General features: G+C 57.2%; 16 protein-coding genes and 1 tRNA gene. 11 read left to right on the top strand and 6 right to left on the bottom strand.

The window, feature by feature from the left end; translation table 11 throughout:
• Together GSP01_RS07730 and GSP01_RS07725 are read left to right on the top strand one after the other, a co-directional pair.
• Entirely contained in the window at positions 1 to 414 is a 414-nt protein-coding gene (locus tag GSP01_RS07730; RefSeq protein WP_141352363.1) for a hypothetical protein, read from the top strand.
• Positions 415 to 435: 21 nt separating this feature from the next.
• On the top strand, positions 436 to 942 hold the full coding sequence (locus GSP01_RS07725) for an ImmA/IrrE family metallo-endopeptidase (protein WP_141352361.1): 507 nt from the start codon (positions 436 to 438) through the stop codon (positions 940 to 942).
• Between the two features lie 147 nt (positions 943 to 1,089).
• Here GSP01_RS07725 and GSP01_RS14860 read toward each other — a convergent pair whose 3' ends face one another.
• The gene (locus GSP01_RS14860) at positions 1,090 to 1,626 is read right to left on the bottom strand and encodes a hypothetical protein (RefSeq protein ID WP_174787568.1); all 537 of its coding nucleotides are present in this window, start codon (positions 1,624 to 1,626) and stop codon (positions 1,090 to 1,092) included.
• On the opposite strand from GSP01_RS14860, the gene GSP01_RS07715 reads away from it, so the two are divergent.
• The 7 genes from GSP01_RS07715 (at position 1,626) to GSP01_RS07690 (ending at position 5,416) form a co-directional block, all read left to right on the top strand.
• On the top strand, positions 1,626 to 1,946 hold the full coding sequence (locus GSP01_RS07715) for a hypothetical protein (protein ID WP_141352357.1): 321 nt from the start codon (positions 1,626 to 1,628) through the stop codon (positions 1,944 to 1,946). The two genes, GSP01_RS14860 and GSP01_RS07715, sit on opposite strands and share 1 nt — an antisense overlap.
• Positions 1,946 to 2,155, top strand: coding sequence for a hypothetical protein (locus GSP01_RS07710; protein WP_141352354.1), 210 nt, complete (start codon positions 1,946 to 1,948; stop codon positions 2,153 to 2,155). The genes GSP01_RS07715 and GSP01_RS07710 overlap by 1 nt, the downstream gene beginning before the upstream one ends.
• A 30-nt stretch (positions 2,156 to 2,185) precedes the next feature.
• The gene (locus GSP01_RS07705; RefSeq protein ID WP_141352352.1) at positions 2,186 to 2,473 is read left to right on the top strand and encodes a hypothetical protein; all 288 of its coding nucleotides are present in this window, start codon (positions 2,186 to 2,188) and stop codon (positions 2,471 to 2,473) included.
• Positions 2,474 to 2,477: 4 nt separating this feature from the next.
• Complete coding sequence (locus tag GSP01_RS14855; RefSeq protein WP_174787567.1) at positions 2,478 to 3,236, top strand: hypothetical protein; 759 nt, start codon at positions 2,478 to 2,480, stop codon at positions 3,234 to 3,236.
• Complete coding sequence (locus tag GSP01_RS07695; protein WP_141352350.1) at positions 3,233 to 4,849, top strand: DNA cytosine methyltransferase; 1,617 nt, start codon at positions 3,233 to 3,235, stop codon at positions 4,847 to 4,849. Before GSP01_RS14855 ends, GSP01_RS07695 begins: the two co-directional genes overlap by 4 nt.
• Positions 4,846 to 5,019: a hypothetical protein gene (locus GSP01_RS14705; RefSeq protein WP_156472205.1), complete on the top strand. Its 174-nt coding sequence runs from the start codon at positions 4,846 to 4,848 to the stop codon at positions 5,017 to 5,019. Before GSP01_RS07695 ends, GSP01_RS14705 begins: the two co-directional genes overlap by 4 nt.
• A gap of 184 nt (positions 5,020 to 5,203) precedes the next feature.
• The gene (locus GSP01_RS07690; protein WP_141352348.1) at positions 5,204 to 5,416 is read left to right on the top strand and encodes a helix-turn-helix transcriptional regulator; all 213 of its coding nucleotides are present in this window, start codon (positions 5,204 to 5,206) and stop codon (positions 5,414 to 5,416) included.
• Here GSP01_RS07690 and GSP01_RS07685 read toward each other — a convergent pair.
• The 5 genes from GSP01_RS07685 to GSP01_RS07665 form a co-directional block, all read right to left on the bottom strand.
• The gene (locus GSP01_RS07685; protein ID WP_141352346.1) at positions 5,411 to 6,643 is read right to left on the bottom strand and encodes a tyrosine-type recombinase/integrase; all 1,233 of its coding nucleotides are present in this window, start codon (positions 6,641 to 6,643) and stop codon (positions 5,411 to 5,413) included. The two genes, GSP01_RS07690 and GSP01_RS07685, sit on opposite strands and share 6 nt — an antisense overlap.
• A gap of 160 nt (positions 6,644 to 6,803) precedes the next feature.
• Positions 6,804 to 6,894, bottom strand: a tRNA-Ser gene (locus tag GSP01_RS07680).
• Between the two features lie 18 nt (positions 6,895 to 6,912).
• Entirely contained in the window at positions 6,913 to 7,569 is a 657-nt protein-coding gene (locus GSP01_RS07675; protein ID WP_141352344.1) for a phosphoribosylanthranilate isomerase, read from the bottom strand.
• The gene (pyrF, locus tag GSP01_RS07670; RefSeq protein WP_141352342.1) at positions 7,566 to 8,276 is read right to left on the bottom strand and encodes an orotidine-5'-phosphate decarboxylase; all 711 of its coding nucleotides are present in this window, start codon (positions 8,274 to 8,276) and stop codon (positions 7,566 to 7,568) included. The genes GSP01_RS07675 and pyrF overlap by 4 nt, the downstream gene beginning before the upstream one ends.
• A gap of 8 nt (positions 8,277 to 8,284) precedes the next feature.
• A complete protein-coding gene (locus GSP01_RS07665; RefSeq protein ID WP_141352340.1) occupies positions 8,285 to 8,620 on the bottom strand; it encodes a LapA family protein in 336 nt (111 codons plus the stop codon).
• Between the two features lie 465 nt (positions 8,621 to 9,085).
• On the opposite strand from GSP01_RS07665, the gene GSP01_RS07660 reads away from it, so the two are divergent.
• Both GSP01_RS07660 and GSP01_RS07655 read left to right on the top strand, forming a co-directional pair.
• The gene (locus tag GSP01_RS07660; protein ID WP_141352338.1) at positions 9,086 to 9,607 is read left to right on the top strand and encodes a protein-export chaperone SecB; all 522 of its coding nucleotides are present in this window, start codon (positions 9,086 to 9,088) and stop codon (positions 9,605 to 9,607) included.
• Positions 9,608 to 9,661: 54 nt separating this feature from the next.
• The gene (locus GSP01_RS07655) at positions 9,662 to 12,754 is read left to right on the top strand and encodes a glycosyltransferase (RefSeq protein WP_141352336.1); all 3,093 of its coding nucleotides are present in this window, start codon (positions 9,662 to 9,664) and stop codon (positions 12,752 to 12,754) included.
• Positions 12,755 to 12,777: the final 23 nt, after the last annotated feature.

The following is a 12,777-nucleotide window of genomic DNA, read 5'->3' as shown; positions in this document are numbered from 1 at the left end:
ATGATAAGTTGGAAAGAATGGGCCGCGCCCGCTCTTAAAATTGCAATCGCTGTATTTTTTGTAATGTTAACTATTTTGGCTGCAATTTACGTACCAGCGTATGTCACCCACGACGCAGGCACCATCGATTATAAAGATTATGGGCGAACTGATTTTATTACTATCGTTTTGTCCGCACTATCGGCTATTTTAGCGGCATTGGGTATAGTTTTAGCAGTTCTCGGGGCCGTCGGTTTTGTGGCGATTAAAAGTGCAGCAAAAAAAACAGCTAGAAAAATTGCCAAGCAGGAAGCGACCAGAATAGCGGAAGAAGTTGCCACACGGGTAGCTGCCGCTTACAACGCCCAAAGTGGGCTAGATGATAGTTCGCCCATGAACGACGATGCGGGGTCCATTGCGGCTGCTGAGCGTTAAGCTGACGGGAGGGCATGTTCAATGAACGCACTATATGATGAGCTTCCGATCGAAACGGTCGGACGTTTTATCCGCTCTGCGCCTGTAGACTTAGACGCATTAGCAAGCGCTTTAAATCTTCAGGTCGTTTATCGCCCGCTTCAACAGGTAATGATTTCCGGATCTCCTGAAAGTGTGGCTGGAAAAATTGAAAAGATAGATAGTCGTGGTCAATTCAGGATAACCATTAATTCTTCCGACAGTCAGAGGCGGCAAAGATTCACGCTAGCCCACGAAATCGCCCATTACGTTCTGCATCGTGGCATGATTGGCGACGGGGTTACAGATCACGGCCTTTATCGTAGTCGTTTAGGGAATCAAATTGAAACTCAGGCAAATCGCTATGCCGCAGACATGCTGATGCCTGCGGCTTTGGTCAAAGCGGAGTGGAAGAATGGCAACCGGTCTATCAATGTTTTGGCGCGAAAATTTAACGTCTCTGAAGACGCGATGCGCATCCGATTAGGTCAGCTTGGTTTTGGCGCATAATTGTTAATCCCACCCGGCTCCGGCCGGGTTTCTTTTTGCTCAGATCGAACCCACACGACAGACAGGCTTTGAATAATCGTTACCCACCAATGGAGATGGTCGTGCCTCATACTCCTGCCGCCTGTGGCCAACCACCAGCGCCCGCGCCTAACCCTCCTGGACCGCCGCACCCCAATCCTTACCCGCCCGCGGGCGAACCTCCGCCGATGCAGGAGCCTCCTGAACCGCTGAATTGAGCGGCGTTTCTCTTTGTTTCATTCTTGCCATGATCTCGCACAAGATGCTCCTCGTTATGATGCGCAGGAGGTACTTATGAAAAAGATTGCGAAAATCGGCACAGCTGTTGGTTTGGCGCTGGCTCTCTCCGCATGTTGGGGACCTGGTCCCGGCGGGATGGACGGTGGCCAAGGGGGCCCCGGCGGTCAGGGTGGTGGCCAGGGCGGACAAGGAGGTGGATATAGCCAAGGCGGCGGCCAGATGGGCGGCGGAGACGGAGGTCAAATGGGCGGTGGTGGCCCAGGCGGCGGAATGTAAGATTGAGACCCAGCTTCGGCTGGGTTTCTTTTTTTGGAAATCTATGGCCACAAAAAATATGGCCATATTGGCCAAATAGATATTGACGAACTGGCCATTATGGCCATAAGGTTCTTCCACACCGCACGAAGCGGCGAGGGAGAACCACAATGGCGAACCTGCCTGACAATTTCTCACAGAGTGCACGCGCCAACGCTGAGCCTTTGTTGAGCGACTTCGGATTTCCACTTGTCCGAACCATCAATTTCGAGAAGTGGATTGCGCTGTACCCCGGCCCACTTGGCACGGTCCGCAAGCTCCACGACACACCCCACTTTGCAGTGTTCGAAGAACAGACGGGCCTCGGAATTTACGAGAAGATGGCAGATGGCCAACTCCGCAGAGGCCAGATTGCACGTCATAGCAATAGCGACGAGCGCGCACTGGAATGGTGCAAGTGCTGGATTGCTCAGTACGAGGTCGTAGCGTGATGTCAGCAGCACTGACGTGCCCAGTCTCTTACGATCAGGCATGCAAGGATCTGGCCCCGGTCTGGGAATATCTCAAAGAACAGCGCCAGCAGGCCAATTTCCTGCACGGGACGAGGGCAGAGCGGGCTTTACGAGACGAGCGCACCGCCGAAATCGACCGGGTGGAAAAGCGCCTGAATGACTTCGTGGCCCAAGTAACCACCGACTGACACCAGCAGTAAACCACAGGAATTTCTGAAATGCGTGAAACAGCAAACGCTCGAGGTGTGTCCAAAGCATCAGTTCCATATCTGGAAATGAAGCGCCGCCAGTTCCGCAAGGCCGCTTGTGTGAGCCTGAGAGCAGCGGGCCGGGCCGATATGGCGGGAGACCGGGCGGAGCATGACCTGCACTGGCAGCGCTATCTCGATGGCGCGAACCTTGCGCTCGATACCGACCGGCAGATCAAGAGCCAGACCATAGCGGGCCTGTCCCGGATCGTGGCCCGCGTGCTGCGCAACCCCACCATCATTGCAGGAAGGGCCTGAGACGATGAACGCAGTTACGACGACTGACCAAAACTCCAATGTTCAGACTTGGCGCTCAAGCACAGACGCGGCTTCGATGTGTAAGGAAATCGTAGTCAAGAGAGCGATCAATCTTCAGGGCAGACGCTATGTCCCGGTGGAAGGATGGCAGGCCATTGCTGTGGCCCATGGATGTGTCGCATCCGCCGAGAACGTCCGCACCATGGATGACGGAGTCAGTGCGGAAGGTGTCATCCGCCGCATGTCGGACGGAAAAGAGATCGCCCGCGCCGAGGGGTTCGTCGGGAAGGACGAACCGGTCTGGTTTGGCGGCACAACAAACAACGGGAAAACTCTTCCGAAGCGACCGGATTTTGCTATCCGCGCCATGGCTCAAACTCGTGCTGTGTCGCGTGCTTGCCGCTCTGCATTTGCCCACGTCATCGTCTTGATGGATGTCGGACTGGAGACGACGCCATACGAGGAAATGGCCGGAGTGGTGGATGTTACGCCGCAAGTTCCGCGCGAAGAGCGCTCGGTCGATCACGTCGCGTTCTTCACCAGTCGCCTCAAGGCCTGTTCCGATACCGGCTGCGTCCTCGCACTTGAAAAGAAGTGGGAGCAGACGCAGGCCAAGGCGCGCGATGCAGGACGCCCGATTTCTGAGGAAGTTCTGGCAGATGTCACAGACCTGTTCGCGGATCGCTACGGCTTCCTGCACGAGCAGGAGCGGCAGCAGGCCGACGCCAATGCGGAAGTCCCGGCCGAGGAGATGCCAGCATGACTTGGACACTCGACGCAGAAATCACCGTTGTTTTGTTTGCGGGCTTAGGGGGAGCCTGCGAAGGCCTTGAAGATGCTGGCTGCCCCGTTCAGGTCGCGTGCAACCATGATGCGGTGGCGATTGCAGCCCATGCCGCAAACCATCCGCATACACGCCATATCAAGGGCGATATTTTCGACGTTGATCCTATCGAGGCCACGGGCGGCCGCCCGGTAAAAGTTCTCTGGGCCAGCCCGGATTGTCGGGATCATTCAGTCGCAAAAGGCGGCGCTCCCCGTTCAGCTCGCGTGAGGTCTCTGCCCTGGCAGGTCTGCCGTTGGGTCGGAAAGACACGCCCCCGGATCGTCATGCTGGAAAACGTCCGCGAAATTCGCGGATGGGGACCGTTAATCGCTCGGCGCGACAAGGTGACAGGCCGCGTCCTGAAACATGATGGAACGGTAGCCGCCAAGGGAGAGCGCGTTCCAGTCTGGGATCAGGTTCTTGTGCGGGACAAGCGATACACCGGTCGATCCTTCAAGGCGTTCATAAGGCACCTTCAGAAGCTGGGGGCAGAATACGAAGACCGGGATCTGTGTTGCGCCGACTACGGCATCCCGACAATTCGAAGCCGGTGGTTTGCGGTTGCCAGGTTCGACGGCCGCCCGATCCGCTGGCCAGAAAGAACCCATGCACCCGCGAAAGACGCTTCAGAACTCGGCTTGAAGCCATGGGTAGGTGCATACACAGTCATTGACTGGTCGATCCCAACAAAGAGCATCTTCAAACGTACGCGACCGCTTTCCGTGAATACCGAAAAGCGCATTGCCATCGGTCTCCGCAAGTTTGTTTTGGAAAACCCGCGTCCGTTCATCGTGCCTGTCTGCCATAGCAGAAACCTAACAGCCCATGACGGAGCGGAGCCACTTCGCACGATCACCACCGAGAAAGGCGGCGGATTTGCCGTGGTGGGGACGTCGTTCATGGAAGAACGGCGGGGCAACAGCATCGGGCAGGATCTGCGCAATCCTCTCGGTACACAGACTCAGACGACACACCATTCCATCGTCTCCGCATGGATGGCACAGCATAATGGCGCGCCAGATTTATGCGGCGTTTATGGACGGTCGGCAGTCGCGCCGCTTTCGACCCTTACAACAACCGGATCGCAGCAAGGGCTAGTGACCGCCACACTGGCTCACCTTCGAGGTACAGGAACAGCCACGGACATCGAGCGGCCAATGCCTACCCTGACAGCAGGCGGGAACCATGTGGCATGCGTGGCCGCATTTTTGACCAAATACTACAGCCAGGGCGGCCAGGATCAGGACATCAAAGACCCGCTGCACTGCCTGACCACGAAGGACCGTTTCAGCGTGGTAACTGCTTCGATCAAGGGGCAAGCATACATGGTTTCCGATATCACCATGCGGATGCTTTCGCCATCCGAAGCAGCTGCTGCGCATGAGTTGCGTCTGCCAGAACTAATTGAACTGGACGGCACTAAGCGATCACTGACGAAGACCGAGGCTATGCGCCTGATTGGGAATTCTGTTCCGAAGCGGATGTCTGCCCTGATCGCCATGGCCAATCACGTTCATTCTCTCGATATCACACAGAGGACTGCAGCATGACGCGCGACCTGGACCAGAACATGAGCGCTGCGATCTGGGTGCAGCATATGGCGGAGACGCTGCGGGAACTGTCGCAGGAGAACCGAGACAAACGCTGGGGCAGGGCGCTGGCGACTGACGACGTGCGGATGATGCGCCTCCAAGGGCGCTTTGTCGGGGGTGAAGCATGACCCCGCACCCGATCCTGACCTGGGTCGATCATGCTCTGCGCTCGCTGTCCGTGTGGTTCCACAACGGGATCACCGGGCACGGCTGGAGGATCTGGCGTGACTGACCTGCTCCCGAAATTTTGCGAGGCGCTGGCCCTCGTGTCCCTGCTGATTATGTCCGGCGATAGGCCGGGGAGGGGTAGGTATGAATGAGATGTCACAGCTTCTGACCGTAAAGGAAGTACAGTCGCGCCTTGGATGGAGCAGGGCAACCATCTACCGGCACATGAGCGCAGGTCAGTTTCCGAAGCCGCGCCGTCTGTCGTCCGGTTCGGTCCGGTGGGATCAGCGTGATATTGAGGAGCTGATCCGCATCGGAACGGATGCATGGAAGGAACAGAGCGAGCCCGCCCTATAGGGAACGGGCTTTGCGGCTCGTGCTCACCAAATCTTTGAGGCTGGCCTGCTTCTCCAAGATCAGGTCGGCCCAGATCTGCGCCAGTTCCCGACGGCGGGCAAGGAACAGGGCGCGGTTGTAGGCGCCTTCCACTTTATCTTTCATGACATGGGCGAGCATCAAATCGATGGCCTGCCGATCTTCCGGGAACCGTTCATTCATCGAACTTGAGAAGGTCGCCCGAAAACCATGCGGGACGTGCCGCTGATGGTAACCAGCCCGGTTCAGGAGATACCCGATCGCATTCTCGCTCATGACCTGCTTTGGCCGGCGCGCGTTCGGGAACAGATGCGGCCAGCGTCCGGACAGGGGGCGCAATGCTTCGAGCAGTTCAACAGCCTGATGCGAGAGCGGTACCAAGTGCTCACGTTTCTTCTTCATTCGAACTGCCGGGATACGCCATAGCGGCTCGGGGCCGTCCAGGTCCTCGAACTCGTCCCACATGGCATAGCGCAGTTCGCCCGGCCTGACCGCAGTCAGGTACAACAGCCGCAGCGCGAGGAGCGTGACCGGGTGCGCATCTTCGCCTTCGGTCTTGCGGATCATGGCGCGGGCCTCATCCAGATCCGTGATAGCTGGTTGGCGGCCACGAACCACGGGCCGCAGGGCAGGGGCGACGATGGCGGCCGGATCTGCCGTTCCATAGCCGCAGGCAATGGCATGGACGAAAATGTCTGACATGCGCTGCCGGGTGCGGTGGGCAGATTCTACCGCGCCGCGCGTTTCAATCTCTCGCAGGACAGCAAGGACGATCGGAGGGGTGAGGTCATTGACCGGCATGTGCCCCACGGAAGGCAGAACATCGCGCTCCAGGCTGCGCCACACATCCGCAGCATGCCGCTCCGTCCAGAGATCTTTCCTTTGAGCGAACCAGTCCCGGGCAGTCGCAATAAAGGTCTGGGCAGGATCGATCTTGCCGATCGTCTTGAGCAGCTTCTTCTCCCTTGCCGGGTCCCTACCGGCCTGCAAGATCTTTCGCGCCTCATCACGCTCCGACCGGGCATCAGGAAGGCGAACGTCCGGGTATGATCCGATCGTGTAGGTCTTTTCCTTGCCCTCAATCTCATAGCGCCAACGCCAGTGCTTGCCGCCTGATGGTGTGACTTGAAGATACAGGCCCCCACCATCCGTGAGCTTGAAAGCTTTGTCCTTTGGCTTGGCCGCACGGACCTGCGAGTCTGTCAGCATTTGGCTCTACCCGGTCACTTCCCAGATTATACCCGCCGTCTACCCGGTCCAGAACGAGACAGGATGAGACAAAACGAGAACGAATGAGACAAGAGAATGGCGCAAAACGCTGGATATACCAAGGCTTTGAGACAACATGAGACTGATTGAGAAGGGGATCTGGCGGAGAGAGTGGGATTCGAACCCACGGTACGCTATTAACGTACACACGCTTTCCAAGCGTGCGCCTTAAGCCGCTCGGCCATCTCTCCTGTCGAGCGAGGCGGTGTTTACGAGAGCTTCGGCTTGAGATCAAGTGCCTTTCGGCTGTTCTGGACAAATTTTTCAATAAGTTCAGCGGATTTACAGCCAGGAGCAGCTTCTACCCCCGAAGAAACGTCAACTGCTGGCGCTTGGCTTTCTAGGATTGCACGTTGGACATTGCCGGGATTCAGGCCACCTGCGAGAATCCAGGATGAGGGGGGTATCCATTTCTGGGTTAGGGACCAGTCAAAAATCCGCCCCAGACCACCTGGACGATGATCCTGTTCCTGCTTGGGGGCTTCGATGACATACCCTGCCATGCTTGGGTCTGTCGGCAGGTCCGAATATTTGGCAATGCCGCAAGCCTGCCAGACGGGGCGGCCGAAGCGGGATTGGATTTCTATTGCCCGTTCCGGGGTGTCATAGATCTGGAGAATATCCAGTGGAATAGTCCGCAGAACCTGTCCGATAAAGTCGTCATCGGATTTCACAAACAGACCGACCCGCAGAGGCCCACCTTCCTGACCGGATGGTGCGCTCTCATGCAGGCGAAGAGCGTCATCAGCGGTTACAAACCGTGGCGAAGCATCGCAGAATACGAACCCGACCCAGTCAACCTTCAGACGCGCACAAAGCACCATTGTCTGGGTGTCACGAATTCCGCAGATCTTGACGCCGATCATGCGCTGGCTAGTTCCTCCATGATAGCTCTGGCGGCCAGAACCGGATCTGAGGCTTTCGTGATGGGCCGTCCCACGACGATCCAGTCGGCGCCGGCTTGGGCAGCTTGTGCGGGCGTCATGATGCGCTTCTGGTCGTCGGAAGCGCTCCCAGCAGGACGGATGCCCGGCACGACCAGAACGGGATCGTCTCCCAAGGCATCGCGCAGAGGCGCAATCTCGTGCGCTGAGCAGACCAGACCGTCCGCGCCAGCGCTGACGGCCAGCTTTCCAAGTCTAAGTACCTGCTCTTGGGGCGTGGCGTTGACACCGATATCCAGCAGGCCCTCAGCGTTCATGCTCGTCAGCACCGTGACGGCAAGCAGTTTCGGGCGCCGTGTACCTGCGGGGAAAACCCTTTCAAGAGCTTCCCGGGACCGGGCAATCATTTCGGAACCGCCGCTGGCATGGATGGTCGTCAGGGCGGGTCTGATCGGGGCGAGGGCAGACAGGCCTGATGCGACGGTATGAGGAATATCGTGCAGTTTCAGGTCCAAAAACAGTTCGTGCCCGGCCGATACGGTTTTTACCGCATCCAGTCCGCAAGCATAAGTGAATTCGAGACCGAGCTTGATGGCGTCGACGTCTTTTTTCAGGCTGTCGGCCCAGTGCTGGGCCGTGGAACGAGATGCGGTATCGAAGGCTGCGATCAGTCGTGTGCGCCTGGACATGGTGGAGATCAGACCTTTTCAGACTGGGCGGGCGTGGTGCCTGGAAGAGGGGAACCTGCTGGGTTCTGAAGACGATCGAGACGCTGGTGGAGTTCGACCAGTTGACTTTCGAGGGTCCGGACATGCTGCTCGGCGCGACGTGCGCGCGAACGCTGCTGCATGTCACCGATCAGACCAATCAGGAAACCAAACAGCAGAGCAAGCACGCCGACACCTAGGACAAGGGTGCCAATGGACAGGTGCCAACCGAAGGACACCAGCCAGATGGGCTCCAGATCCGTATTGCTCAGGGCAAAAACGATCAGGACCGCAAGAAGAATAACGAGAATGAGCAATCTGAGCATGAACATGGTCCTATCGTGCTACCTGCAACACAACAAGATGTGCGGGCAAGAAGATTGATACCTGTCAGCAGTCATGATGCCCGGTGCAGACGGTATCATACGCCAGTGCTGACATCATGCCAGATGGCGATATCATCCCCAAGATATCACCAAAAGAGACTGAGGTGTCTGAAATCTTCCTGTTCTGGTGAGCGCCTCTGAAACATGATATCTTCTGGACTGTTTTGATAGACTGAACCGGAATGATGAGGCTTGTCGGGCCGATAAAGAAAAACACTCCATACCCTCCAAGGAACTGGCCCCCGATTACGAGCGTCTGGAGCTTCAAAATGAAAGATCACCAGACTTCGCCCCGCTGGTCAAAACGCAAACATCATGACAAAGTATGGGGTGCCACATTTCCTTGCTTTTCAGTGCAATATGAAATGTAGGGAATGATGATGACCGCATGAGGATGCAAACATTATGAGTCAAACATACGCCGACACCGTGACAGGAACTTCTGCCGGCTTGGATGTCTCGGATTCCCTGCCATCTTCCTCATCCCTCATCATCGGTTCACAGTACCTTCGGACGCTGTCGATTGACGTACAGAATACCCCGGACGTGTACAGGGAGCTACCGTCGCAGCCTCATATCGGCATGATGGTCGATGTGACAGGACGCCAGCTTGGGGATCAGCCGACATTCGAGGTCAGTCTGGTCATCCGTGCCCAGGGTTTTGAGCGCGCCCCCACACAGGACGCTCCCAATCCGAAAGTGCTGTATGAACTCAGCGTGGCGTATGCAGGCCTGTTCGGTCTGACGGGACGTATCCCGCAGGACGCAATCGAGCCCCTGTTGCTGGTTGAGGCACCGCGCTTCCTGTTCCCGGCCGCACGCAGTGTCATGCTAAACACGGTTCGTGAAGCTGGATTCCCGTCTCCTAACATCCAGCCCATTGACTTCCATGAACTCTGGCAAAGCCGACGCACACAGCAGCGTTAAACTTTGCACGATAGCTTTACCGTTCCGTGTGCTCTCCCAGAGGATCAAGCGTCAATGAAAGATCATATCCTTGTATCTCCGGCTTTCGCGGGCGACCGGCCACCTCTGTGGGCTGCGTTTGACGCTGAATGGTACCGCACACGTTATGGGCTGCGCCTGCGGGAGGAAGCCAAGGACAGCGGAGAGGCTGGCGAGCTTGATCTGAGTGACGAAGGGCTGGAGCGGCACTGGAAACGCAAAGGCGCCAGGGCAGGACTCTCTCCCAACCGTTTTTTTGATGAAGAATGGTATCTGCGCCAGAACCCGGATGTCCGCGAAGGCATCAGTCTGGGGATTTTCGACAGTGGTTTCCTTCATTACTGTGAAAGTGGCTTTCGAAGCCGCTCACCGCACTGGCTTTTTTCCGAAGAAAACTATTTCAGCTGCAATCCCGACCTGAGCCCCCACGTGCTGGCCTCACAGGGCTTCTGCAACGGATACGACCATTATCTTGCAGTCGGTGATCAGGAACATCGCAAATCGCATGTATTTTTCGATCCCGAAGTCTTTCGTGCTGCCAGCATGGCGGAACGGCAGCATTATGATTTCGCGATTGGTGATTTCGCCCAGTTCATCAGATTTTCGGTGGCCGGTCGACGGCGCAGCTCCTGGTATTTCGATCCGCAATGGTATCTTGAGCGCTATCCGGATGTTGTAGAGGCACTGGAGAACGGCAAGTTCCAAAGTCCGCTTCATCATTACCTGACCAATGGCAATCCGACAGCATACGATCCCAATCCGTGGTTCAGCGAAGCCTTTTATGCTGCGCAATATCCCGATGTCGGCAATATCGTGACCAATGGGGGCTTTCGGAACGGCTATGAGCATTTCATACGTTTCGGCATAGCCGAAAAACGACAGCCCCAGGCGGGGGTCGATCTAGCCGCCTTCCTGAGCCAAAGCGGAACACAGCGACAACTGCGCAGACCGGATATCCCCGATATTTTCACGCTCTGGGTCCAGTCCCAGGGCAACCTGATAAATGAGGCCGTTCCCGACATCCCAGCAGAGCAGTGTCAGCTTCTGGATCTTCAACGGGCGCAGACCCTCATTCCCTCGTTGATCCGCGGCCCTCTGGATTTCCGCCCGGTCACCATGCCGGACATAACGGTCATCCTGCCTGTTTCGAACCAGTTTCTTGAAGCCCTCGCAACGCTTGCCGCACTTCATGCGAACAGTGAACGCAATCTTCAAATCATTCTGGTGGATGCAGGCTCCACGGATGAGACGGCCCAGATCGAGAGATTTGTTCGTGGAATTCACATCGTCCGTCCTCCTTACCGAACCACGCATACCGAACAGGTCGCGCTAGGGCTTGAGCTTGCAAGGGCGGAGGTCATCCTCATGCTGGCCGCTGGCGTTCAGCCTTTCCCCGGAAGCCTGAATACTGCTCTTGAAGCCTTCGCAGACCCTGAAGTCTACGCGGTAGGCGGGCAGTCGCTGGCACTTGATGGACGGGTCCGTGAAGCCGGCAGCATCGTCTGGCGTACTGCAGCCTTTACACCCTTTGGGCAGGGATTGCGGGCGAACGAACCTGAAATCGCCTTCCGGAGATGGGTAGACGCCTTCACCGGTGGCCTGCTGTTCTGTCGCCGCCTTCCGCTCCATGATCACAACCGGCTCAATTCCGGCTACATCGGCCCAGAAGCCGAAATGCTGGCCATCTGCCTGTCCCTGCGACAGGCCGGGGGAAAGATCCTGTATGATCCGGATGTGCTCGACCGCTCGGCTTCTGAGCAGGAAATCGTGCCAGAGCTGCGCGCGCGCAATGAGACCTGGCTGAAACGCCGCTTCGCAGGACTACTCTCGAGACAGCCCTTGCCGGGAACCAGCCTCATGCGGGCCCGCTCTGCATCTGGAGCGCCAGCCATCCTGTTCCTATGTGAACGACTGCCTCATGTCATTCTGGGAACACCCTTTTTACGCCACCGCGACATGATGATGGGACTAAGCCAGCTGGGATATCAGGTGACTGTCTTTCCACTTGATGGCAGCCTTCATGACTGTGTCTCAACGGCACTGGATTTTCCGGCAAACATCGAACTGATGGACGATTGTGACCTCTCCGAGCTTGCCAATTTCCTGCGCGAGCGGCTGGGATGCTTTGATTACATCTGGATCGGCGGCATGAAAACACTCCAGCGAGCCGCGCCGATCCTGCAGCAGCACCCGCAATCGCTGCCCAGACTGGGAATGGTCGCAGATATTCACGCAAGCCATGCCCGTGAGACCCATAATCGCCGGCTTGTCGGAGCGATCGATGACCGGGAGCTGCTTTTTGATGATTTGGAGCAGGATATTGATCAGGTCTGGATGACACAGGCAGTGGTTGCCGGGACGGAAGCCGAAAAGGCCGATCTGGAGGTCCTTGGCCTTAGCAATGTACAGGTCCTTGGTGCACCGCCTGTGCCAACGACACTCTCGCCCGGCTTTGGCGAACGCTCGGGCATCCTGCTTGTTCTTCCAGTCTTTGCCAGCGGTGATGCAGTTCATGACGGTCTGCACTGGTTCGTCCATGAGGTCCTTTCACAGCTGGATCGCGGTCTACCACCGGACGCAACCGTTCTCCTTGCGGGCCATAAAGCCGCCGGGGTCGATCTCTCCGCGTTCGCGCGATATCGGCGACTGGAAGCCTTCCAGGAGGAAGCCGATCTTACCGCTCTCTACAGGTCACGCCGCATTCTCGTGGAGCCCACGCGCGTTTTGCCAGCCATCCCGCGGGAAGTTCTGGATGCAGCTGCGGCAGGGCTGCCTGCAGTCCTTTCCGAAACAATTTGCAAGACACTAGCATGGGAGAACGAAAAAGACTGCCTGTCTGGAGGCTTCTGCAATCCGGAGCAGTTCGCCCAGGCCGTGATCAGGCTGTATACGGACATGGATCTATGGAATACGATAAGCCATGGGGCGCAAGCCCGAATGGAAGAGGAGGCATCCCGTTCGAATTTTCATGAGGACCTTCGCAAGATCCTTTCCATTGCGGCAGGCACCACGCCTCTTGCGCCCTCGACCATAACGCCTCGTGCGCACAGACTGTCCGAGACCGCTCCCGATTTCGCCCCCGCGCCGATCCGTCTCCAGCCGCGCCGACTTACAACCAACAGCGATTAAAAGACCGGCTCTCCGGTCTGATT

The organism is Gluconobacter sphaericus NBRC 12467, from assembly GCF_006539125.1.
Classification (GTDB): Bacteria; Pseudomonadota; Alphaproteobacteria; order Acetobacterales; family Acetobacteraceae; genus Gluconobacter; species Gluconobacter sphaericus.
Note: the sequence above shows the minus strand (reverse complement) of the source record. Positions and strands in the feature narration are given on the sequence as shown.